Consider the following 22,794-nt stretch of genomic DNA (forward strand, 5'->3'; position numbering starts at 1 on the left):
TGTGGAATTACTAATTCAACATCGATTTATCGATAAATGACCCCTGAGGGTCATGAAATGCCCCGGAGAATCCCCATGCGCCTCTCGCGCCGCCGCATCCTTTCCGCTTCCCTCGCCGCCGCCGTCGCCCCGTTCATCGCTGCCGCCCTGCCGGCCGGCGCGGCGCGCGCGCAGGAGCCGAACTCCATCCTCAACGCCTCCTACGACATCGCCCGCGAGGTGTTCGAGGCGATCAACACCAAGTTCGAGCCGGCCGAGAAGGCCAAGATCGGCAAGGACATCAAGGTGAACCAGAGCCACGCCGGCACCTCCAAGCAGGCGCGCTCCATCGTCGAGGGCCTCGAGGCCGACGTCGTTACCTTCAATCAGATCACCGACGTGACCTTCCTGGTCGACAAGGGCTTCGTCGCCAAGGACTGGCAGACCCGCCTGCCGAACGCCTCCTCGCCCTGGTACTCCTTCCCCGCCTTTCTGGTGCGCAAGGGCAACCCCAAGGGCGTGAAGAACTGGGACGACCTCGTCCGTGACGACGTGAAGCTGGTGTTCCCCAACCCGAAGACCTCGGGCAATGCGCGCTACACCTATCTCGCCGCCTATGCCTTCGCGCTGGAGAAGTTCAAGGGCGACAAGGCGCAGGCCGACGCCTTCACCAAGAAGCTTTTGTCCAACGTCGTGGTGTTCGACACCGGCGGGCGCGGCGCCACCACCTCCTTCGTCGAGCGCGAGCTCGGCGACGTGCTGATCACCTTCGAGGCCGAGACAATCGGCGTGAAGGACGCCTACAAGGACAAGGGCTTCGAGGTGGTCGTCCCCGAGGTGAGCCTGCTCGCCGAGTTCCCGGTGGCGGTGGTCGACAAGGTGGTGGACAAGCGCGGCTCGCGGCAGATCGCGACCGACTACCTCACCTTCCTCTATTCGCCCGAGGGCCAGACGGTGGCCGCCGAGTTCAACAACCGTGTGGTCGATCCCGGCGTCGCCGAGAAGTTCAAGGCGAAGTTCGCGCCGGTGCGCCTCGTCAAGGTCGAGGACGTGTTTGGCGGCTGGGCCAATGTCCAGAAGGAGCACTTCGCCTCCGGCGGCAAGCTCGACACGCTGTTCGTCGCGCCGTGAGGGTTTGTTCACTGATCAAAGTTCGTCATCCCGGCCGAGCGCAGCGAGAGCCGGGATCGTCCGCCAATTGTCGGCACGCGATCCCGGATCGGCCTGACGGCCGTCCGGGATGACGGCGAGAGTGGGGGCCGCCTCCCATCGCCTCCGGGCTGGACATTCGTGTACAAGTGCGGCAATGGCCGGGGCATGCCCCGGCCGTCTCGTCTGTGAGGAGCCCGCTTCGTGAGCCGCGTCATACCGGGCTTCCCGCTCTCCTTCGGCATCACGCTGCTCTATCTCAGCCTGATCGTGCTGCTGCCGCTCGGCGCGCTGGTGTGGACCGCGCTCGACATCGGCTGGGAGCGCTATATCGCCATCATGACCGGCGCGCGGACCGCGAGCGCCTTCCGCGTCACCTTCCTCACCGCTTTCGGCGCGACCGCCTTCAACGCTGTGTACGGCCTTGCGCTGGCCTGGGTGCTGGTGCGCTACGACTTCCCCGGCAAAAGGCTGCTCGACGCCCTGGTCGACGTGCCCTTCGCGCTGCCGACCGCGGTTGCCGGCATCGCGCTCTCCGCGCTGCTCGCCAAGAACGGCTGGTTCGGCGCGCCGCTCGCCCAGCTCGGCATATCGGTCGCCTATACCCCGCTCGGCATCGCCGTCGCCATGGCCTTCACCAGCCTGCCCTTCGTGGTGCGCACGGTGCAGCCGGTGCTGGAGGATCTCGCCGCTGACGTCGAGGAGGCGGCGGCGACGCTCGGGGCCTCCGACGCCCGCATCTTCGCCCGCGTGATCTTCCCGGCCATCCTGCCGGCCTTCGCGACGGGCTGCGCGCTCGGCTTCGCCCGCTCGCTCGGCGAGTTCGGCGCCATCATCTTCATCGCCGGCAATCTGCCGCTGAAGACCGAGGTGGTCTCGCTACTGACCTTCATCCGCATCGAGGAATATGACTACCCGGCGGCGGCGGCCATCGCGGCGACGCTGCTCGGCATCGCCTTCGCGCTGCTGCTCACCATCAACATGCTCCAGCTCTGGCAGCAGCGGCGCATGGGCACGGCGGACTGAGGGACGCAAATGGCACGGCAACCCCTCCCCGAACCTTCCGCCCGCCCGCGCCAGCGCGTCGGCGACGGGCCGCGCGCGCGCGCCGTGATCATCGGCGGCGTGCTGGCGCTGGCGGCGCTGGTGCTGGTGGCGCCGCTGGTCGCCATCTTCACGGAAGCCTTCCGGCACGGCGCGGGCGCCTATCTCGCCGCCCTCGCCGCGCCCGACACCCGCTATGCCGTCTATCTGACGCTGATCACCGCGCTGGTGGTGGTGCCGATCAATATCGGCTTCGGCATCGCTGCCGCCTGGACCATCGCGAAATTCTCCTTCCCCGGCCGCAACCTGCTCCTTGCGCTGGTCGAGCTGCCCTTCTCGATCTCGCCGATCATCGCCGGTGTCGCCTATCTCTTCGTCTATGGCGCGCAGGGGCTGCTCGGGCCGTTCCTCGAGGCGCACGACATCAAGATCATGTTCGCGGTGCCCGGCATCATGCTGGCGAGCCTGTTCGTCACCGCGCCCTTCGTGGCGCGCGAGCTGGTGCCGCTGATGCTGGCGCAGGGCACCGAGGAGGAAGAGGCGGCGGTGACGCTCGGGGCCGGCGGCTGGCGCATCCTGCGCCTTGTCACGCTGCCCAATGTCCGCTTCGCCCTGCTCTATGGCGCGGCGCTGTGCAATGCGCGCGTCATGGGCGAGTTCGGCGCGGTGTCCATCGTCTCCGGCAACATACGCGGCCAGACCAACACCATGCCGCTGCAGATCGAGCTGCTCTATCAGGACAACAACGCCATCGGCGCCTTCGCGGTGGCGACGCTGCTGACCCTGGTCGCGCTGGTGACGCTGATCGCCAAGGTGATCATTGAGCGGATCGACGCCGCCCGCGCTCGGACGACCGGCGCCGGGCACTGAGGTGGGCGCTCAGCCGTTCAGCCGCTTCCAGACCAGCTCGGCGCAGGCGAGGTCCTCGATCGCCGTGCCGACCGACTTGAACAGCGTGATCTCGTCAGCCGATCCCCGCCCGGCCGCGGTGCTCCGCGCGAGCTCGAACAGGTCGCCCTGCACGTCCTCCGCCCGCAGCACGCCGGTCGAGATCGGGATGACCAGGTCGCCGGCCTCTTTGAGCGCGCCGGCGCGGGTATCGACATAGACCCGCGAGCGGCGGATCGCCTCGTCGTCGGCCTCGCGCATGGTCGGGGTGAAGCCACCGACGAGGTCGACATGCTGGCCGGGCGACAGCAGCCGTCCCTCCACCAGCGGCTGCGGCGACATGGTCGCGGAGGTGACGATGTCGGCACCCTCGATCGCCTCCTCGCGCCGGTCGACCGCCTTCGCGTCGAAGCCCTCGGCGGCGAGGTCGGCAGCGAGCGCCTCGGCGCGCGGGCGGCTGCGGTTCCAGATGCGGATGATGCGGATCGGGCGGGCGCTGGCATGGGCGCGGGCGAGATAGGGCGCCATGGCGCCGGCCCCGATCACCGCCAGCCGGCTGGCGTCCGGCCGCGCCAGATAGCGGGCGGCGAGCGCGGAGGCGGCCGCCGTGCGCCAGACCGTGACCGGGCGCGCGTCGAGCACGGCGAGCGGCACGCCGGTGGCGGCGGAGTTCAGGACGATCAGCCCGTTGATGCTCTCGATGCCGCGCGCGGCGTTGCCGGGACAGACGGTGACCAGCTTGGTGGCGAGCACGTCGTCGTCGGTCCGCTCGTCGGTCCAGGCCGGCATCAGCAGGAAGGTCGCATCCGCGTCCGGCCGGGCGACGGTGTGGTGATGGCGCACCGGCGTGACGATAGGCCGGCGGAAGGCGGCGTCGAGCGCATCGATCAGCGCGGGAAAGGTGAGGACGCCGGCGACCTCGGCCGCGGAGACGAAACGCAGGTTTTCCATGGGGTTCTCACGCGGCGGAGCGCCGGTCCGGCAGGCTGGGCGGCGCCGCGAGCGCGGGACGGCCGGAAGCGGCGGTCATGATCCGCTGGTGCTCGGCGCGAAGCTGCTCGGCCTCGGCGGAAGCACGGCGCGCATCCCGTCCGGCGGCACGGGCGGCGCGGCGATAGCGGCCCTGGCGGAACCACACGGCGGCGCCGCCGAGCACGACGCCGAGGATCAGCGCGGCGAACAGGAGCACGAAGAGCGGGAGCTGGACGGCGAGGTTCCCGGCGAAGGGATCGAGCACCAGCGAGACCGCGTGCCGGTTGGCGACGGCGAGCGCCACCACGCCGATCGAGACCGGCAGGACGATGAGCAAAAGCACGATCCGACGGAGCACGTCAGGCACCTCCAGACAGGAACGCCGTCCGCACCGCCCTCGGGCGCCGCGGACGAGCCGGCGGGACGATGCGGCGACTATTCGAGGTCGACGCCGTCGTTGAGACGCTCGCGCATCTCCTTGCCGGTCTTGAAATAGGGAACGGCCTTGCCGTCCACCGCGACATGCGCGCCGGTGCGCGGATTGCGTCCGGTGCGTGCCGGGCGGGACTTCACCGAGAACGCGCCGAAGCCGCGCAGCTCGACCCGATCGCCCCGCGCCAGAGCCGCGACGATCTCGTCGAGGATGGCGTTGACGATGTTCTCGACGTCGCGCTGGTAGAGGTGCGGATTGGCTTCGGCAATACGCTGCACAAGTTCAGATTTTATCATCGACGCCCCGCCCCCTTATGATCGGCTCGTCGTAAGGCAAAAAACTCATGTTTTTTAAGACTTTTTGGCGTGCTTCAATCACCGGCCCGAGGGTGCCAGAGGGCCAGAAGACCGTCAAGGCGCGCTTGCGCCGTACCGTCGGCCATATCGAGCACCAGGCGTGACACGCTGCCGAGGCCGAGGCCGCCCAATACCGCCGAGGTCGCGCCGCGTAGCCAGCCGAATTCGTCGCCGACGCGCTTGGTCTTCCAGTCGCGTATGGTGAGGCTCTCCGGCACGCCCTTCTCGCGCGCCAGCCAGGCGCGGGCGGTGCGCTCGTCGCCGATCTCGTCGACGAGGTTGAGCGGCAGCGCCTGATGCGCGGTGAAGACGCGCCCGTCGGCGGCGCTCGCCAGCTTGTCGCCGGCGATCATCCGCCGCTCGCCGACGAGGCCCTTGAACCAGTCATAGCTGTCGCTCACCAGCGACGCGACCGCCGCCCGCGCCTCCGGGCTGGTCGGCGTGAAGCCGTTGGGCGCCGCCTTCAGCGGGCTCGACTTGATCTCCTCGACCTCGACGCCGACAGTCTTCAGAAGCTCGGTGACGTTCGGGTACTGGAACAGCACGCCGATCGAGCCGACCAGCGCGTTGCGCGGGGCGACGATGTGGTCGGTGCCGAGCGCGGCGATATAGGCGCCGGAGGCCGCCATGCCCTCGACCACCGCCACCACCGGCTTCTTCTCGGAAAGCCGGCGCAGCGCGCCGTAGAGCGCTTCCGATCCCGCCACCGTGCCGCCCGGGCTGTCGATGGCGACGATCACCGCCTTGGCGCCGGACTTACCGATGTCGTCGATGAGTTCGAGACGCTCGCGCTCGTTGCGGATCAGGCCGCCGATGGTGAGGCGCGCGACATGCGGGGCGGAACGCGGCAGCAAGCCATCGCTCCACCAGGCGGCGAGCGCGACGAGGCCGCCGACGATGACGAGCGCGGCAAGACCCCGCCAGAAGGCGAGCTTGCGGCGCAGACGCCGCCGATCGACGATCTGGTCGACCTCGATCGAGCTGTTGCCGGGCGCCATGCGGCCCTCCGTTTTTCAAAAGTCCGCCAAGCACGTAACCCCCGCCGGCAGGCTGCGCAAGTGCGCCGGCGGATGCCTTCCGTCGCAGGCAGGGGCGCGTCAGCCGCCGTGCTTCTCCAGGAAGGCCTCGACGGAGAGCGCGCGGAAGTCGTCGAGCGCGACGCGCAGCCGCTCGTGCGGCCAGTCCCACCAGCCGAGCGCGGCGAGCCGCTCGGCGACGGCGGCGGGGAAGCGGGGACGCACCACCTTCGCCGGCACGCCGGCGACGATGGCATAGGCCGGCACGTCCTTCGTCACCACCGCGCCGGCCGCCACCACGGCACCGTCGCCGACGCCGCGTCCGGGCAGGATGACGGCGCCGTGGCCGATCCAGACATCATGCCCGATGGTGACGTGATGGGCGCGGCGCCAGTCGAAGAAGGCGTCCTCGTCCTGCGCATCGTCGAAATAGGCCGAGGCGCGGTAGGTGAAATGCGACTGGCTTGCCCGCTCCATCGGGTGATTGCCGGGATTGATGCGCGTCATCGCCGCGATGGAGGCGAATTTCCCGATGGTCGAATAGGCTACTTCGCCGTCATGGGCGATGTAGGAATAGTCGCCCATGGCGACCTCCAGCATCAATGTGCGCGCGCCGACCTCGGTGTAGCGACCGAGCGCGCACCGGACGAGTTCGGCGGTCGGATCGATCGTCGGCTCGAGGCCTAGCTTCTTCATGAGGCGCCTCCGAGCGCGTGGCGCTCGACGAGGCGGAACACCCCGTCGTCCTGGCGGTAGAGCGCGATCTCGCCGACGATGAGCGGACCGTCGGCTTCGCTGGCGGCGAAATGCTCGGCGAGCTCGGCCTGCGCATCGGCGCGCGCCGCGTCGTCGAGGGGGCCGGTCAGCGTCATGTGGAAACGGAAATCGTCGAGCACGTAAGGATAGCCCCAGCGCACCAGATATTCCTTCTGGCGCTCGCTGAGCGGCGCGCGCAGCCGCCGTTCCATCTCGGCCTCGGTGAGCGGCGCGCGGAACTCGTCGAAGGCGGAGACCGCGCCGGCGGCGAGGCGGTCGAGCGCGGCGCAGGGCTGCACCGTCTTCAGCGCAAGGAATCGGCCGATCGCCGCGACCTGCATGCCGGCGCAGGCGAAGCGCGCACGGTCGGCGGCGAAGCGCGCGCAGGCGGCGCGCAGCCCGGCCTCGTCCTTGTCGTCGGCAAGGCGGAAGGGCGCCTTCAGCGTGCCGTGGAAGCCGTAGCGCCGCGGCTCGGCGGTCATCTCGCGCCAGCTCTCGGCGTCGAAGCGCCGGAACACCGGGAAGGCGAGCTCCTCGCCGGTCTCGGCGTCATAGCCGAGCACGGAGGAACCGAAGCGCCAGAGCGGGCTGCCGGCGGGCGGCGCATAGTAGATGGCGTAGCGGGGGGCGGGCACGGGCCTAGAACACCCGGCCGCCGGCGACGCTCACCTCGCGCACCACCGGCGTGTCGCCGGCGAGCGCGAAACGGACGAGATCGGCGCGCAGCCCCGGCTCCAGCCGCCCACGATCATCGAGACCCGCCAGCGCGGCCGGGCGCGCGGTGACGAGGCCGAGCGCGGCGGGAAGCGCGAGGCCCGGCTCGCGGGCGAGCTTCAGCGCCGCCTGCAGCAGGCTTGCCGGCACATAGTCGGAGGCCAGCGCATCGAGCAGACCGGCGCCGGCGAGATCGCGCATCGCGACGCCGCCCGAATGCGAGCCGCCGCGCACAACGTTCGGCGCGCCGCCGATGGTGGCGAGCCCCGCCTCGCGCGCGGCGCGGGCGGCCTCCAGCGTGGTCGGGAACTCGGAGATGGTGCAGCCCGCCGCCAGCGCCTCGGCGACATGGCCGGGCGTGGTGTCGTCGTGGCTCGCCAGCACGATGCCGGAACTGCCGAACAGCGCGACCATGCGGGCGAAATTTACGGGCACGGCGGCGCGCCCGCGCTCGGCGCGCTCGTTCACCTCGCGGTCGATCTCCGCCTCGGTCTTGCCGATGCCGGAGAGATAGACCTTGAGATGATCGACATTGCGCCACTGCCGGGCGCCCGGCGTGTGGTCCATCAGCGAGGCGAGGGCGAGCGCCGGACGGCCGAGGGCGGCGTCCACCAGCACCGGCAGGTTCGGGTCGGTCAGCTCGCAGCGCAGATGGATGCGGTGGTCGACGCGGAACATGCTTCGCGCGCGGCCCTCGTCCACGGCGTCGAGCATGACGGTGTAGAGCGCGCGCCGGTCCGCCTTGGCCTGGTCGAAGCCGCCGGCGCAGATGGCGTCGAACACCGTGGTGATGCCGGAGGCGGCCATCTGCGCGTCATGGGCGAGCGCCGCGGCGCGGGCATCCGGCCAGATCACCTTCGGGCGCGGCACGAAATGGCCTTCCAGCGCGTCGGTGTGCAGGTCAATGAGGCCGGGCGCGAGATAGGCGCCCTCGCAATCGACCGCGTGGCGGAGCTGCGAGCGACCCTCGTCCACCGCGCGGATGACGCCGCCCCCGTGCACCAGCGTGCCGGCGACGACGCGGTCGGCGAGCACGAGGCGGGCATTGGTGAGGATGGTTTCCGTGGGCGCGGCTTCCATGGGCGCGGCGTCTCGCATGTTCATGTGACCATTCGATGAAGCCACCCCTCAGATGCCGGCCGCCCCGCCATTGGCGCGCGGATCGTGCGCACCCTCGATGGCGCCGCGCGGATGCAGCACCACCGCCCCCGCATGGCCGACGACGTCGGAGAACGGCTCGGGCAGGATCGCCACATCGTGACCGGCGCGGGCGAGATCGTCGGCGAGCGCCGGGTCGAAACGCGGCTCGAGGCGCAGATTGACGAGGTCCGAGCCCCAGGTGCGCCCCAGCACCCAGCGCGGGCGGGCGAGCGCCTCGCCCAGCTTCTGGCCGAAGGTGGCGTAGCGGGTGAGCACGGCGGCATTGGTCTGCGGCTGACCCTCGCCGCCCATGGTGCCGAAGGCGACGACCCGTCCGTCGGGCAGCGCCGCCATCGCCGGGTTGAGGGTGTGGAAGGGTCGCCGGCCGGGCTGAAGCGGGTTCACCGCCTTGGCATCGAGCGAGAAGCTGGAGCCGCGATTCTGCATCAGCACGCCGGTGCCCGGCAGCACCAGCCCGGAGCCGAACTCCCAATAGATCGACTGGATGTAGGAGACCACGACGCCGCTGCGGTCGGCGGCGCCGAGCCAGATGGTGTCGCCGCGCGGCGCGACCTGCGGCCAGGGCAGGGCGCGGCGGGAATCGATGGCGGCGGCCTCACGGGCGAGCGCGACGGGACTGAGGAACTCATCCGGATCGTGCTTGAGGTGGCCGAAATCCGTCACCACTCGGTCGCGGACGAGAAAGGCGCGCTTGGTGGCCTCGATCAGCCCGTGCAGGTGCTCGAAACCCTCGGCCCGCTTGACGCCAAGGCGCTCGAAGATGCCGAGGATCATCAGCGTGGCGAGGCCCTGCGTCGGCGGCTGCGAGCCCCACAGCTCCATGGTGTCGAGCTTCACATGCAGCGGCGGGCGGGTGAGCGCATGATAGGCCTGCAGATCGGCGCGGGTGACCGGGCTGCCGGCGCGCTCCAGATCAGCGGCGATCTCGCGGCCCACATCGCCGCGATAATAGTCGTCGAGCCCGGCGCGGGCGAGGTGGTCGAGCGTGTCGGCGAGGCGCGGAAAGCGCTGGACGGCGCATTCCGCCGGCGGCTTGCCGTCCACGAGGAAGGTGTCGGCGAAGCCGGGCACGTCCTGCAATTCGGGCAGCTTCTCGTCGGTCAGCGCCGCCTGCGAGCGCGAGACCGGGATACCGGCGCGCGCATGGTGTATGGCGGGCTCCAGAAGCCGCGCCAGCGACATGCGCCCGCCGAGCGCCTTGGCGGCGTCGAGCGCGAGCTGCCAGCCGCCAATCTGCCCCGGCACGGTGAGCGCGGCGAGCGGTCCCCGCGCCGGCACGGCGTCGAAACCCCGGTCGCGGTAGAAGGCCGGCGTCGCCTTCGCCCCCGCATAGCCGCAGGCCTCGATATAGCGCACGCGCCCCGAGGGCGAGCGGATCAGCCAGAAGCCGTCGCCGCCGATATGGTTCATGTGCGGATAGACCGCCGCGATGGCGGCAGCGGCGGCGAGCGCGGCCTCCAGCGCATTGCCGCCCTCGACCAGTACGTTGCGCCCGGCTTCGACCGCGAGGTGATGCGGCGCGGCGACGACGCCGATGCCGGCATGGACGCTCTCGGGATGGTCGGCCGCGCTCATGGTGCCTCCGCTCGTCGAGGGACAGCCGGCGCGAAGGCGGCGGCGGAATCGGCGCGGCTTGACCCGCGCGGCGCGGCATAGCAGTTTGCGCGCCTCGAAATAAGTCCGGAACGGGAAATGAGCTCTGGCCGTCGCATCCGCTGGGACCATGTCAGCACGGTTATCAGCGCCGCCATCCTGCTCGGTGCCGAGCTGATCGGCGCGGGGCTTGCTGCCGGCTGGGCGATCGCCGCCCTGTTCGAGGCGAACTGGGTGTGGGAGCTCATCTTCGAGGGCCTGTTCGGCCTGCTCGCCATCTACGGCATCTACCGCTTCGTGCTGCGCGCCAAAGAGGTCGAGCCCTTCGTCGAGGGGTGAGCCTGTCTCGACTGCTGATTTCGAGATCCTTGCCCGGCTTGCGGAACGCGCGCGGATGGTTGCTCCGTCCGGCGCCTTGATTTCGCGCAACACTGCCCTGCGCCTCGCGCAAAAATCCATTAAACCGCTTGCATGTGACCGCGAATATCCCTACATCGCGTCTCGCCCAATTTCGCACGTGCCTGTGGTCGCGTGCCGATCGGCGATAGTCCGGACAAGAGGCCGGAAAGTCGCCAGCAAGATCGGTAGCCGGAGGCGAAACCGGCGCACTCCGCCCTCAGCGGGGAACGCGGCTTGAAGCAACGACGTAGCGGGCTTTTTTGGTCTCTGTCGGCCCTCCAAAGGTCGGGAAACTGAAGAGGCACTACTTCTTGCCGGGCGTGCGGAGCGGGTTTCCCCGATCCAAGCGAAGGCATCGACCGAACGCCGGACGCGCTCCACACGCGCCCGCGATCGCATCGCTGCCACGGCTCCATTTTCTTCCGGCCATAAAACGCCGGCGAAACGGATGCGAATCCGTCACGAACACGGCATAGTGTCGCCGCGTCCGTCGGTTCGCATCCACGGGTCGAAGCTTCGGGTCTGTGGGAGAGTACCATGACCGACCGTATTCGTGAGTTCCTGCGCAACCGACGCGAGGACGGCCCCTGCGTCGTCGTCGATCTGGATGTGGTGCGCTCCAACTACGCCGCCTTCGCGCGGGCGCTGCCGGACACCCGCGTGTTCTACGCGGTGAAGGCGAACCCGGCCCCGGAAGTGCTGAGCCTGCTCGCGCAGCTCGGCTCCTGCTTCGACTGCGCCTCGGTGCCCGAGATCCAGATGGCGCTCGCCGCCGGCGCCACCGCCGACCGCATCTCCTATGGCAACACCATCAAGAAGGAGCGCGACATCGAGCGCTCCTATCACCTCGGCGTGCGCCTGTTCGCGGTCGACGCCAAGGAGGAGGTCGAGAAGGTGGCCCGCGCCGCCCCCGGCGCCAAGGTGTTCTGCCGCATCCTGTGCGACGGCGCCGGCGCCGAATGGCCGCTGTCGCGCAAGTTCGGCTGCGACCCGTCCATGGCCGCCGACGTGCTGGAGCACGCGCACCGGCTCGGGCTCGTCGCCTATGGCGTGTCGTTCCATGTCGGCTCGCAGCAGAAGAACGTCGACGCCTGGGACGCGGCGCTGTCCGTGACCTCGGCGATCTTCCGCGACTGCGCGGAGCGCGGCTTCAGCTTGAGCTTCGTCAATCTCGGCGGCGGCTTCCCGGCGCGCTACCTCGAGGACGTGCCGGCGGCCGAGGCCTATGGCGCGGCGATCTTCCGCGCGCTGTCGCGCCACTTCGGGAACACCATTCCCGAGACCATCATCGAGCCGGGCCGGGGCCTCGTCGGCGCCGCCGGCATGATCGAGGCCGAGGTGGTGCTGATCTCGCACAAGTCCGAGGACGACGCGGTGCGCTGGGTCTATCTCGACATCGGCAAGTTCGGCGGCCTCGCCGAGACGATGGAAGAGGCGATCCGCTACCCGATCCGCACCGCGCGGGACGGCGACGCGCTCGTGCCCTGCGTGCTGGCCGGCCCGACCTGCGATTCGGCCGACGTGATGTACGAGAAGAACCCGGTGATGCTGCCGGTCTCGCTCGCCATCGGCGACAAGGTGCTGATCGAGGCCACCGGCGCCTACACGACCACCTATTCCACGGTGGCGTTCAACGGCTTCAGCCCGCTGCGATCCTACGTGATCTGACGGGCGCTGCCCGTGTCGTCATCCCGGACGCGTTCCACGGCGTCCGGGATCGCCGTCAATCGTCATGAGCCCGGCTCGGGACTCCGGCATCGGCCCGGATGACGAGGCTTCACAATTCCCTTTCACCTCTTTTTCCCGCCGCGCGGGTTTTGGAGGCCGTCATGGATTTCCCTTCCGCCACCCCGGCCATCTCGCTCGAGGCGCCGGCCGACATCGCCCAGCGCGAGGCGCTGCTGGACCTGTCCTTCGGGCGCGCGGCGCGCCTCGCCAAGACCTCCGAGCGGCTGCGCGAAGGGCGCCTGCCGGCGGAAGGGCTCGCCTTCGCGGCGCACGGACCGGACGGGCGTCTGGTCGGCACGCTTCGGCTGTGGCACGTCACCGCCGGTCCGGCCCGGCCGGCGCTGCTGCTCGGCCCGCTCGCCGTGCATCCGTGGTTCCGCGACCGGGGCCTCGGCGGCGCGCTGATGGCGAGCGCGATCAACGAGGCCGCGCGTCTCGGCCACGGCGCCATTATGCTGGTCGGCGACGCGCCCTATTACGCGCGCTTCGGCTTCTCCAGCGCGCCGACCGGGGAGCTTTGGCTGCCGGGTCCGTTCGACCGCGCGCGCTTCCTCGCCCTCGAGCTGAAGCCGGGCGCGCTCGCCGGCGCGAAGGGCCTCGTCAGCGCGACCGGCGAGGCCGTCGCCAGCCCGAGCCTCTCCGAGCTCGTCGCCCGCGACACCGCGGGAGAATTCAAGCGCAGCGCCTGAGGGCGGCGCTTTTCGCGCCGCGCGGCGGGGCCCATCCCGAAAGGGAGGGCCGGCTGCGCGGCGCGCTTATCCTTCTTCGGAATGCGCTGCGGACGCCTCAGAACTCGACGTCGAGCTCCTCCAGCTCGTCCGGTTCTTCCTTGGCCGCCGCGCTCCATTCGCGGATGGCGGGATGGGAGAGGATCAGCGCGCAATAGACCTTGGTCGCCGGATCGAGCTTCACGTCATAGGTGGTGAAGCGCGAGCAGACCGGCGCGTACATGGCATCCGCCATCGACATGGCGCCGAACAGATACGGCCCGCCATAGGTCTTCAGGCATTCGCGCCAGATGGCGAGGATGCGCTCGATGTCCGCCTGCGCGCCGGTCCACACCTTGAAGCCCGGATGGTGGGCCTTGATGTTCATCGGCAGCGCCGAGCGCAGATTGGCGAAGCCGGAATGCATCTCGCCGCAGATGGAGCGGCAATGGGCACGCGCTGCCTGATCCTTGGGCAGAAGGCCGGCCTCCGGGGCGATCTCATGGAGATATTCGCCGATCGCCAGCGTGTCCCAGATGCGCCGTCCCTCATGGGTCAGGGAAGGCACGAGGAAGGACGAGGACTGCAGCAGCAGCTCGGCGCGGATGCTCGGATCGTCGGCCGAGAGCCGGTCCTCGGCGAAGTCGAGCCCCGCCATCCGGCACATCAGCCAGCCGCGCAGCGACCACGAGGAATAGTTCTTGCTACTCAGCGTCAGCGTGGTCTTCGGCGCGGCCGGCGTGGCGGATGACTTGGTTCCGGCCGGTCTGGAGCCGGAGGCCTTGGCGGAAGCGGATTTGGAGGGCGCCGGCTTGGGCGCGGGTCCTTTGGCTACAGGTGCCTCGGCTGCGGGAGATTTGGCTACAGCCGGTTTGGCGGATTTGGCGGACCGCGAGGCCGGCGCGGCTTTGGTCCCCGATCTGGATGCGGACCGCGAGGCGGAGGTCGGGGCGGGCATGTCGAACGTTCCTGTGGATGCTGACGCGATTGAGCCGTGCCGTGGGGGCAATCACTATTCGTGCCATTCCCGATGACGACCGCGCGACACCCGCGCGGAGGCGAAAAATACCGGAGAGACGTGCGGCGGTGTCGACAGTTCAACATTTGTCCTATCGCCCTGTACCGGCAAATGCTCTAGCGTTGCCAACCATGGGACCGCACAGCATGCCTCCGGCCGCGTCCGCCATTCCTTCCTGCCGCGGGGCGGGCCCCAGCGCATGATCTACGCCGCCTATCAGGCCCAGGCCGATCTGATGGAGCCGCTGCGCCTGATGGCGCGGCTTTCCCGCCGCACGCTCGGCACCACGCTGAACGGCTTCGGCGACACCGCCTTCCTGCGCGGAATCTCGGCGACGCTGGAGATGATCGAGCGCGCCGGGCTCTCGCATGCCCGCCCCTCCTTCGGAATCGAGGCGATCGAGGTCGGCAACCGCCTCGTCGAGGTGCGTGAAGAAGTCGCGTTCTCGACGCCCTTCGGCTCTCTGGTGCACTTCAAGAAGGACATCGACCAGCCGCAGCCCCGCCTGCTGGTGGTGGCGCCGCTCTCCGGCCATTTCGCCACGCTGCTCAACGGCACGGTGAAGACGCTGCTGCCGGACAACGACGTCTACATCACCGACTGGCACAATGCCCGCGACGTGCCGTTGTCGGCGGGCCGCTTCGGCTTCGACGAATATGTCGGCCACATCATCCGCTTCCTGGAGGAGATGGGCGAGGGCGCGCATGTGCTCGCAGTGTGCCAGCCCTGCGTGCAGGTGCTGGTGGCGAGCGCGGTGATGGCGCAGTCCGGCAATCCCGCCCAGCCGCGGTCCATGACGCTGATGGCCGGGCCGGTCGACACCCGCATCAACCCGACCAAGGTGAACGAGCTCGCCACCTCCAAGTCGATGGACTGGTTCGAGCAGAACCTGATCGCCACCGTGCCGCCGGGATTCGCCGGCGCCGGGCGCAAAGTCTATCCCGGCTTCGTGCAGGTCGGCGCCTTCATGGCGATGAACATGGACCGCCATGTGAAGGCGCATATCGAGCTCTATGAGAGCCTCTCGACCGGCGCGCACGACAAGGCGCTGCCGACCAAGACCTTCTACGACGAATATTTCGCCGTGCTCGACCTCGCCGCCGAATTCTATCTGGAGACCATCGCCAAGGTGTTCCAGGAGCACGATCTGCCGCGCGGCGTGCTGACCTATCAGGGCGGCAAGGTCGACTTCCGCGCCATCCGCCGCACCGCCCTGCTCACCGTGGAAGGCGAGCGCGACGACATCTGCGCGGTCGGCCAGACGGTGGCGGCGCAGGACATCTGCTCGGGCCTGCGCCCGCACCGCAAGCGCCACCACATGCAGGCCGGCGTCGGCCATTACGGCGTGTTCAGCGGCCGGCGCTGGCAGAGCCAGGTCTATCCGCTGGTGCGCAGCCACATCCTCGCCAGCGAGGATTGAGACGCCATCGTTCCCCCGTCACCCCGGACGGCGCATTGCGCGGATCCGGGATCGCATGCCGATGCCGGGTGACGATCCTGGCTCGTCGGCTGCGGCGATGCCCGGGATATAACCGCAATCGGCTCAGGAACCGGCCGTCACGCGCCCGTCACCATTGACGCGGCACGCTTGCCTGCCCATGGTGCGCCATCCTGAAATCCTGAGGCGCCAAAGGAGGTTCCCGAAGAATGTCGATCTGGCCGGTGTATGGAAAAATCGAGGGTCCCATCGTGATGATCGGCTTCGGCTCGATCGGGCGCGCGACCCTGCCCCTGCTCGAGCGGCATTTCGACTTCGACAAGGAACGCCTGACCGTCATCGATCCCAAGGACGACAACCGCGCGCTGCTCGACGAGCGCGGCATCCGCTTCCTGCAGCTCGGCATCACCCGCGACAATTACCGCGAGGTCCTGACACCGCTGCTGACCACCGGCGGGCGCGGTTTCCTCATCAACCTGTCGGTCGACACCGGCTCGGTCGACATCATGAAGCTCGCCCGCGAATGCGGGGCGCTCTACATCGACACGGTGGTGGAGCCCTGGCTCGGCTTCTATTTCGACAAGGACGCCACCCCGGCGAGCCGCTCCAACTACGCTCTGCGCGAATCCATGCTCGCCGCCAAGCGCGCTTCTCCGGGCGGGCCGACCGCGGTCTCCTGCTGTGGCGCCAATCCGGGCATGGTGTCCTGGTTCGTGAAGCAGGCGCTGGTCGACATCGCCACCGATACCGGCCTCGACTTCCAGGAGCCGACCAGCCGCGAGGGCTGGGCGGAGCTGATGAGCCGGGTCGGCGTCAAGGGCATCCACATCGCCGAGCGCGACACCCAGCGCGCCCACGCCCCCCGGCCGTTCAACCATTTCATCAACACCTGGTCGGTCGAGGGCTTCGTCTCGGAGGGGCTGCAGCCGGCCGAGCTCGGCTGGGGCACCCATGAGAAGTGGATGCCGCAGAACGGCTACAGCCACAATTTCGGCTCGGGCGCGGCGATCTACCTGATGCAGCCCGGCGCCGCCACCAAGGTGCGCACCTGGTGCCCGAGTCTGGGCGCCCAGCACGGCTTCCTCGTCACCCACAACGAATCGATCTCGATCGCCGACTATTTCACCTTAAGGAACGGCGCTCAGGTGACCTTCCGCCCGACCTGCCACTACGCCTACCACCCCTGCAACGACGCCGTGCTGTCATGGCACGAGATGTTCGGCAATGAGGGCAGGTTCCAGGAGGAGTGGACCATCCTTACCGAGGACGAGATCGTCGACGGGCGCGACGAGCTCGGCGTGCTGCTGTTCGGCCATGCGAAGAACGCCTACTGGTACGGCTCGCAGCTCACCATCGAGGAGACGCGCAACCTCGCGCCGTACCAGACGGCGACCGGGCTCCAGGTCTCTTCCGCCGTGCTCGCCGGCATGGTGTGGGCGCTGGAGAACCCCGAGGCCGGCATCGTCGAGACCGACGAGATGGACTACAAGCGCTGCCTCGAGATCCAGAAGCCCTATCTCGGCACGGTGAAGGGCTATTACACCGACTGGACGCCGCTCGACGGCCGCCCCGGCCTGTTCCCCGAGGACATCGACACCAGCGACCCCTGGCAGTTCAGGAACGTGCTGGTGCGGTGAGGCACACCTCGCGCGCCCCACAACCCGATCATCCAGAGACGTCATCCCGAGGTGCCCGGCCAGTGGCCGGGCCTCGAAGGATGACGGCGCAGCATGGATGAGGAGGCGCAGCCCTGCGGGCCGGCACTGGCGCCCGGCCGCTCCGTACATAAGTAAGCCCGACGTCCCGCCCCCCGAACGGAGCCTCCTCGTGGCCGATCTCTCGTCCTTCCCGATCACCCGCCGCTGGCCTGCCAAGCACCCCGACCGCCTCCAGCTCTATTCCTTCCCGACGCCGAACGGCGTGAAGGTCTCGATCATGCTGGAGGAAACCGGCCTCCCCTACGAGGTACACGCCGTCAATATCGGCAAGGACGAGAGCTGGACCGCCGAATTCCTCTCCCTCAATCCCAACGGCAAGATCCCGGCGATCCTCGATCCCAATGGGCCGGACGGGAAGCCGCTCGGCCTGTTCGAATCCGGCGCGATCCTCCTCTATCTCGCCGAGAAGACCGGCAAGCTGCTGCCGGCCGATGCGGCCGGTCGCTACGAGGCGATCCAGTGGGTGATGTTCCAGATGGGCGGCATCGGCCCGATATTCGGCCAGCTCGGCTTCTTCCACAAATTCGCCGGCGCGGCCTATGAGGACAAGCGCCCGCGCGAGCGCTACGCCAAGGAAAGCGCCCGCCTCATCCGCGTGCTGGAGACCCGCCTCGAAGGCCGCGACTGGATCATGGGCGACGATTACACCATCGCCGACATCTCCATGCTCGGCTGGGTGCGCAACCTGATCGGCTTCTACGGCGCCGGCGAGCTGGTCGCCTATGACGAGCTGAAGAACGTGCCGAAATGGCTGGAGCGCGGCCTCGCCCGCCCCGCCGTGCAGCGCGGGCTGGAGATCCCGCCGCGCGGCTGATGGCGATCGAGCAGATCTTCGGCCGGACGGCGCGTTCAGAACAGCGCGATCAGCTTCGGCAGAAGCTCCGCCCGCTTGGCATAGGCCACCAGCTCGGCCGCCGGCACGGCGAGCAGGAACAGCAGGCCGTCGCGCAGCGCGCGGCGCAGCGCCGACGGCTGGAAGCTTGGCATCTCGGCATCGTGATAGAGCGACAGCCGCGGCAACAGCAGCGGGACGCGCGCGGCATAGGCCTCGTAGCTCGTCCCGAAGCGCTGGCCGAGCAGGGCGGCCTCCCTGTGCGCCGTGGCGGCGAGGATGGCGGCGATCGCGCCGCCAAGCACCGCCGCGACGACGAGGCTGCCGAACGCCAGGCCGATGCCGGCGGCGCCGAGGATCGAGAAGAAATAGAGCGGATTGCGGGAGATCGAATAGGGGCCGGTGGTGACCAGGACGGCGTTCTTGCGCCCGCCTATATAGAGCGTCGACCACAGCCGCCCGATGACGGCGGCGAGGATGAGGCAGAGGCCGGCGGACCTGATGGTGGTGCGGGCGAGCGAATCCCGGCCCGACGGGTCATGCGAGACGAGGATCAGCGCGACTGCGGCGAGTGCAACGGTCCAGATGGTGACGATGCGGCGTGTCTGGCTGACATAGCCTGCCGGGCGCTCGATATTCGAGGGCATCGCCCGCCTCAGAACCGGTAGCCGAGCGTCAGCATGCCGGAGGGCTGAAACGCCTCCTGCACGACCGGGCTGTCGGCGGCGTCGCCCAGAAGGTAGCCGATGCCGACCTGCCCGCGCACCAGCCAGTGCTCGCTCGCCATATAGGTGACGGCCAAGTCCAGATCGACGCGCTTGAAGCCGGCGCCGATGTCGTATTGCTTGAGCCCCGAGGCTGCGGACTGCGCCGCGGTGACCCCGAAATAGCTTTCCATGTAGTTCTCGTCGGCCCAGGTCGCCGATGCCCCCACGCTGAAGCGGAACTGGTCGATCTGGTGGGCGAGGTCGAAGCCGATCTTCGCCTCCAGCCCGTCGCTGCCGCCGACGATGCGGCTGAGCGAGGCATAGAACTCCGCCGGGCCGAGCTCATAGGCCAGCGTGCCGCCGACCACGCCTCCCGCGTCGATATCGCCGAGGCCGCGCAGATGGTCGGAATCCTTCTGCTTGCGCCCGGTGTCGTAGCCGAGCTGGGCGCTGAGATTGAGATTGCCGAAGCTGTAGACGTTCACCGAGACGCCGCGCGGATCGACCTTCACGTGCTCGCCGAAGGTGGCGGTGACGAACGGAACCGGCTGGATGTCGAACTCGTCGGAGCCCTCATATTTCGGCACCATCATCGCGCCGCCGCCGAGCACCACCTTCCATTCGGAAAGCTTCTGGCCGACGAAGGCGAGGCGGTCGACGGAGGCGGCGACGGGCTCCGCCGCGTTCGGCGTTTCGGACGATGGGTCGGCGGCGAGGGCCGGCCCGATCAGGACGAACGGCACGATGGAACGCAGGCCGAAGAAGGCCACTCTGCCATGTCTCATACACTTGCTCACGGGGGGTCCCGAGGGCGGTCCTCAGGGTTCGATCGAGATATCCCGTGCCCGTCTCCGAACGGCCAGTTTGACTTCGCAATTGCGCCAAACTCTTCGCTGAACGTTCGTCGGGGGGTATTCGGGGGCCGACGCGATGCGTGAATTCGCCAATCTGCAGGACGATGCGCGTGTGGACGGTGTCGGGCTGCAGGTGAGCTGGCTGCAGCGTCGCGCCGCCGAGATCTGCCTGGCGCTCGCCTTCAGTCCCGCCTTGGCCTGGATGTGCCCGTTCGGCGTCGATGAGCAGACCTTCCTCGCCCGCCTCGGCTATTGGGCCGGCATATTGTCGTTCTGGTTCGTCGCGATGGCCGTGGTGGAATCGCTGCTGGCCGAAAACGGCATCTTCCGCACCCGCACCCCGGCGGCGCAGCGCGCGCTGGTGATCGGGCTTGCCGCCCTGCCGATGATGATCATCACCGGGGCGGCGACCCATGCCCTCACGGGCTGGCAGGCCACGCCTCTCAAGGTTCTGGAGCTGTACTGGCAGATCATCGTCCTGGGCTCGGCAGTCGCACTGCTGGCCAAGGCGCTGCTGCCATGGGGCACCGAGCTTGCCCAGGACGAGCAGCAGGAACTCGCGCTGCAGGAACTTGCGCTGCCGCAGCCGGCACCGGCCGAGGTGCGGCACCAGCCGCCCGCCACCGTTCCGCTGACGGCCATCGCCGCGCCGATGGCGCCTGCCCCGCTGATGGCGCGGCTGCCGCTCGCCCTGCGCGGGCGCATCGTCTGCCTTGAGATGGAAGACCATTATGTCCGCGTCCACACCGATCGCGGCTCCGCGCTGGTGCTGCTGCGGCTGAGCGACGCCATCGCCGAGACGCACCCGGTGCCGGGTCGGCAGGTGCATCGCTCCTGGTGGGTGAGCGACGAGGCGGTGGAAGGGTTCGAGCGCGTCGGCCGGGTCGGTGTGCTCCGTCTTAGCAACGGATCGCGCGCCCCGGTCTCGCAGCGCTATTTGCGAGCCGTCGAGGCGGCGTTCTCCTGACGGTGCCGCCGACGAGGGCGGCCGATAGATAGTCTCGGCGACTTACTCCCGAAATGGCCGTCATGCCCGGCCTTGACCCGGTCATGACGACGAATCAGGGATGGCACGCCTCGGGAAAGCGTCGCAGGCCCGCCGGTTGGAAAGCCGGGGTGTTCGCCCTATAAGCTCGGGCCGGTGGCGGGGAAGCGATCAGGCGAGATGAGGCGATGAATAAGGCCGTTCCGGTGCCGCAGGGCGCCAACCCTCCCGACACTCTCGACACGCTGCCTGCCGGCCATCCGCAGGTTGCCTTCGGCAAGATCGGCGTGCTGATCGTCAATCTCGGCACGCCGGACGCCACCGACTACTGGTCGATGCGGCGCTACCTGAAGGAATTCCTCTCCGACCGCCGCGTCATCGAGGTGAACCGCGTCCTGTGGTGGTTCCTGCTCAACGTGATCATCCTGTCGAAGCGCCCGCAGGCCAAGGGCAAGGACTACGACACGATCTGGAACAGGGAGCTGAACGAGGGTCCGCTGCGCACCATCACCCGCGCGCAGTCGGACAAACTCGCGGCAAGTCTCGGCCCGCTCGACGGGCGCCTGGTCTTCGACTGGGCGATGCGCTACGGCAACCCGTCCATCGCCTCGCGCATCGAGGCGCTGCAGGCGCAGGGCTGCGAGCGCATTCTGCTGGTGCCGCTCTATCCGCAATATGCCGCCGCGACCTCGGCGACGGTGTGCGACGCCGCCTTCGACGCGCTGAAGAGGATGCGCTGGCAGCCGGTGCTGCGGGTCGCCCCGCACTGGCCGGACGAGCCGGCCTATATCGAGGCGCTGGCCAATTCCATCGAGCGCGGCCTCGCCTCGCTCGACTGGGAGCCGGAGCTGGTGCTCGCCTCCTTCCACGGCATCCCGAAGGAGTATTTCGACAAGGGCGACCCCTATCACTGCTACTGCTACCAGACGACGCGTCTGGTGCGCGAAAAGCTCGGCTGGCCGGAAGAGCGGCTGCGGGTCACCTTCCAGTCGCGCTTCGGCAAGGCCGAATGGCTGCAGCCCTACACCGACAAGACCGTGGAGGCGCTGGCGAAATCCGGCGTGAAGCGGCTCGCCGTCATCACCCCCGGCTTCGTCGCCGACTGCCTGGAGACGCTGGAGGAGATCGCCGGCGAGAACGCCGAGATCTTCCACCACAATGGCGGCGAGAAGTTCCACTTCATCCCCTGCCTCAACGACACGGCGGACGGCATGAAGGTGCTCGAGGCGGTCATTCGCCGCGAGCTGAGGGGCTGGGCCGAGCTTTAGATCGGCGCCCCGCCTTGTGCCCGACGCGGAGCCAGCCGCCGCTCAATACTGCTTCTTCTTGCTGCGCTTCCACAGGTTGAACGCGTCGAGCGAGTTCGGCACGCTGGCCTGGGACGAGCGGATGCCCGTGCGGTCGCGATAGGCCTTGGACAGCTCCAGATAGAGCGCCTCGTCCGAGAAATCGACGCCCTGCACCGCCGCGTCGTAGCGCGTGGCGGCGAAGACCAGGCGTGGAATGCGCGCCCAGTAGATCGCCGCGTAGCACATGGGGCAGGGTTCGGCGGAGGAGTAGATCACGCAATGCGAGGTCGCCCCCGTCTGCGGCAGAGCCGCCTCCTCCTTCCGGATGGTGCCGAGGTCGAACACGCCGAGCTGGCGGCAGGCGCAGCGGATCGCCGTGACCTCGGCATGGGCGGTCGGATCCTTCCAGCTCGGCACGTGGTTGTGGTTGCGCCAGTAGCGGATGACCTCGTTGGTCTCGTCGTCGATCTGCAGGATCACCGCGCCGAACGGACCGCCGCCATTCTCGACCGAGATGCGTGCCTCGTCGGAAGCCATGCGCATCCACGGATTGCCGCCCACCTCGATGCCCTCGTAGACGCCGGCCGCCTTGATGTTGTGGGCGTGCGCCGGCACACTCCTGCAGGCCTCAGCCGGCTCCAGCGTGCAGGCGGGCTCGAAGCCGTTCCACTCCTGCGTGTAGCCGAACAGCGCGTGCGGCTTCAGCGCCGCCGGCTCGCCCTCATAGGGCTTGCCCCATGGCAGGGCTTCCATGTGGGTGACGGCGGGATCGTAGGCGTAGCAGAACTCCTTCTCCGGTCCGGGCGGAGTGGTGGCGAGCGCCTGCCGCGCGGTGCCGCCGGTCGCGAGGCCCGCGACGGCCGCGGCAAAGCCCCTCAGAAATCCCTTGCGCGAGAGTCGATGCCGATGATCGGGATTGTCGCAGCTCATCTCGCTTCTTCCTTGCAGGGGGCGGCCTGAATCCAAGGCTAGCGCGCTCCCCCTTAAACCGGGCTTAAGTCATTGCGGAAAAGCCATATGATCGCCGGGAGCGGGAAGGGAACTCCCGGTCGTCGACG

General features: G+C 68.8%; 24 protein-coding genes. 12 read left to right on the forward strand and 12 right to left on the reverse strand.

Annotated elements, in window-relative coordinates:
* Positions 1-75 precede the first annotated feature (75 nt).
* The 3 genes from cysP to cysW all read left to right on the forward strand — a co-directional run bounded on the left by cysP (position 76) and on the right by cysW (position 3,042).
* Positions 76-1,110 carry a thiosulfate ABC transporter substrate-binding protein CysP gene (gene cysP / locus U742_RS0107455; protein WP_038360860.1) on the forward strand — a complete coding sequence of 345 codons (1,035 nt, stop codon included), beginning with the start codon at positions 76-78 and terminating at the stop codon, positions 1,108-1,110.
* A 222-nt stretch (positions 1,111-1,332) separates the two neighbouring features.
* Entirely contained in the window at positions 1,333-2,154 is an 822-nt protein-coding gene (cysT, locus tag U742_RS0107460) for a sulfate ABC transporter permease subunit CysT (RefSeq protein ID WP_029351605.1), read from the forward strand.
* Positions 2,155-2,163: 9 nt separating this feature from the next.
* A complete protein-coding gene (gene cysW, locus U742_RS0107465) occupies positions 2,164-3,042 on the forward strand; it encodes a sulfate ABC transporter permease subunit CysW (RefSeq protein WP_029351607.1) in 879 nt (292 codons plus the stop codon).
* A gap of 9 nt (positions 3,043-3,051) precedes the next feature.
* Here the strand turns inward: cysW and U742_RS0107470 are convergent, their stop codons facing one another.
* From U742_RS0107470 to U742_RS0107505, 8 genes are all read right to left on the reverse strand, one after another.
* The gene (locus tag U742_RS0107470; RefSeq protein WP_029351609.1) at positions 3,052-4,011 is read right to left on the reverse strand and encodes a bifunctional Delta(1)-pyrroline-2-carboxylate/Delta(1)-piperideine-2-carboxylate reductase; all 960 of its coding nucleotides are present in this window, start codon (positions 4,009-4,011) and stop codon (positions 3,052-3,054) included.
* Between the two features lie 7 nt (positions 4,012-4,018).
* Entirely contained in the window at positions 4,019-4,390 is a 372-nt protein-coding gene (locus U742_RS0107475) for a lipopolysaccharide assembly protein LapA domain-containing protein (RefSeq protein WP_029351611.1), read from the reverse strand.
* A 77-nt stretch (positions 4,391-4,467) separates the two neighbouring features.
* Positions 4,468-4,761, reverse strand: a complete 294-nt coding sequence (gene ihfB, locus U742_RS0107480) for an integration host factor subunit beta (protein WP_029351613.1) — start codon at positions 4,759-4,761, stop codon at positions 4,468-4,470.
* A 74-nt stretch (positions 4,762-4,835) separates the two neighbouring features.
* Complete coding sequence (gene sppA, locus U742_RS0107485; RefSeq protein WP_029351615.1) at positions 4,836-5,819, reverse strand: signal peptide peptidase SppA; 984 nt, start codon at positions 5,817-5,819, stop codon at positions 4,836-4,838.
* Between the two features lie 99 nt (positions 5,820-5,918).
* Entirely contained in the window at positions 5,919-6,533 is a 615-nt protein-coding gene (locus U742_RS0107490; RefSeq protein WP_029351617.1) for a DapH/DapD/GlmU-related protein, read from the reverse strand.
* Positions 6,530-7,228, reverse strand: a complete 699-nt coding sequence (locus U742_RS0107495) for a DUF1045 domain-containing protein (RefSeq protein WP_029351619.1) — start codon at positions 7,226-7,228, stop codon at positions 6,530-6,532. Before U742_RS0107495 ends, U742_RS0107490 begins: the two co-directional genes overlap by 4 nt.
* A gap of 4 nt (positions 7,229-7,232) precedes the next feature.
* Positions 7,233-8,411 (reverse strand): alpha-D-ribose 1-methylphosphonate 5-triphosphate diphosphatase, encoded by a 1,179-nt coding sequence (locus U742_RS0107500; protein WP_248310298.1) that lies wholly within the window; start codon positions 8,409-8,411, stop codon positions 7,233-7,235.
* 24 nt (positions 8,412-8,435) lie between these two features.
* Positions 8,436-10,043, reverse strand: coding sequence for a gamma-glutamyltransferase family protein (locus U742_RS0107505; RefSeq protein ID WP_029351623.1), 1,608 nt, complete (start codon positions 10,041-10,043; stop codon positions 8,436-8,438).
* Positions 10,044-10,160: 117 nt separating this feature from the next.
* On the opposite strand from U742_RS0107505, the gene U742_RS0107510 reads away from it, so the two are divergent.
* The 3 genes from U742_RS0107510 (at position 10,161) to U742_RS0107520 (ending at position 12,877) form a co-directional block, all read left to right on the forward strand.
* Positions 10,161-10,400: a hypothetical protein gene (locus U742_RS0107510; RefSeq protein WP_029351625.1), complete on the forward strand. Its 240-nt coding sequence runs from the start codon at positions 10,161-10,163 to the stop codon at positions 10,398-10,400.
* Positions 10,401-10,997: 597 nt separating this feature from the next.
* Complete coding sequence (locus U742_RS0107515; protein ID WP_029351628.1) at positions 10,998-12,128, forward strand: type III PLP-dependent enzyme; 1,131 nt, start codon at positions 10,998-11,000, stop codon at positions 12,126-12,128.
* 161 nt (positions 12,129-12,289) lie between these two features.
* On the forward strand, positions 12,290-12,877 hold the full coding sequence (locus U742_RS0107520; protein WP_051660937.1) for a GNAT family N-acetyltransferase: 588 nt from the start codon (positions 12,290-12,292) through the stop codon (positions 12,875-12,877).
* Between the two features lie 97 nt (positions 12,878-12,974).
* Here the strand turns inward: U742_RS0107520 and U742_RS21950 are convergent, their stop codons facing one another.
* Positions 12,975-13,613, reverse strand: coding sequence for a glutathione S-transferase C-terminal domain-containing protein (locus tag U742_RS21950; RefSeq protein WP_029351631.1), 639 nt, complete (start codon positions 13,611-13,613; stop codon positions 12,975-12,977).
* On the opposite strand from U742_RS21950, the gene U742_RS23525 reads away from it, so the two are divergent.
* From U742_RS23525 to U742_RS0107545, 4 genes are all read left to right on the forward strand, one after another.
* Positions 13,597-13,929, forward strand: a complete 333-nt coding sequence (locus U742_RS23525) for a hypothetical protein (protein ID WP_248310300.1) — start codon at positions 13,597-13,599, stop codon at positions 13,927-13,929. The genes U742_RS21950 and U742_RS23525 overlap by 17 nt on opposite strands.
* Positions 13,930-14,112: 183 nt before the next feature.
* Positions 14,113-15,333, forward strand: a complete 1,221-nt coding sequence (gene phaZ, locus U742_RS0107535; protein ID WP_029351632.1) for a polyhydroxyalkanoate depolymerase — start codon at positions 14,113-14,115, stop codon at positions 15,331-15,333.
* A gap of 227 nt (positions 15,334-15,560) precedes the next feature.
* Positions 15,561-16,988, forward strand: coding sequence for a homospermidine synthase (locus U742_RS0107540; protein WP_029351634.1), 1,428 nt, complete (start codon positions 15,561-15,563; stop codon positions 16,986-16,988).
* Between the two features lie 190 nt (positions 16,989-17,178).
* Positions 17,179-17,883 carry a glutathione S-transferase N-terminal domain-containing protein gene (locus tag U742_RS0107545; RefSeq protein WP_029351635.1) on the forward strand — a complete coding sequence of 235 codons (705 nt, stop codon included), beginning with the start codon at positions 17,179-17,181 and terminating at the stop codon, positions 17,881-17,883.
* A gap of 35 nt (positions 17,884-17,918) precedes the next feature.
* Here U742_RS0107545 and U742_RS0107550 read toward each other — a convergent pair whose 3' ends face one another.
* Complete coding sequence (locus U742_RS0107550) at positions 17,919-18,548, reverse strand: methyltransferase family protein (RefSeq protein ID WP_029351637.1); 630 nt, start codon at positions 18,546-18,548, stop codon at positions 17,919-17,921.
* Between the two features lie 8 nt (positions 18,549-18,556).
* Positions 18,557-19,393 (reverse strand): MipA/OmpV family protein, encoded by an 837-nt coding sequence (locus U742_RS0107555; RefSeq protein ID WP_029351639.1) that lies wholly within the window; start codon positions 19,391-19,393, stop codon positions 18,557-18,559.
* A gap of 145 nt (positions 19,394-19,538) precedes the next feature.
* Between U742_RS0107555 and U742_RS0107560 the strand changes: the two genes are divergently transcribed.
* Positions 19,539-20,429, forward strand: coding sequence for a LytTR family DNA-binding domain-containing protein (locus U742_RS0107560; RefSeq protein ID WP_051660938.1), 891 nt, complete (start codon positions 19,539-19,541; stop codon positions 20,427-20,429).
* Positions 20,430-20,635: 206 nt separating this feature from the next.
* The gene (gene hemH / locus U742_RS0107565; RefSeq protein WP_029351642.1) at positions 20,636-21,715 is read left to right on the forward strand and encodes a ferrochelatase; all 1,080 of its coding nucleotides are present in this window, start codon (positions 20,636-20,638) and stop codon (positions 21,713-21,715) included.
* Positions 21,716-21,757: 42 nt separating this feature from the next.
* Here hemH and U742_RS22470 read toward each other — a convergent pair whose 3' ends face one another.
* Complete coding sequence (locus tag U742_RS22470) at positions 21,758-22,666, reverse strand: nucleoside deaminase (protein WP_051660939.1); 909 nt, start codon at positions 22,664-22,666, stop codon at positions 21,758-21,760.
* Positions 22,667-22,794: the final 128 nt, after the last annotated feature.

The sequence above is a fragment of the Allobosea sp. 117 genome (genome assembly GCF_000702305.1).
Lineage (GTDB): Bacteria > Pseudomonadota > Alphaproteobacteria > Rhizobiales > Xanthobacteraceae > Ancylobacter.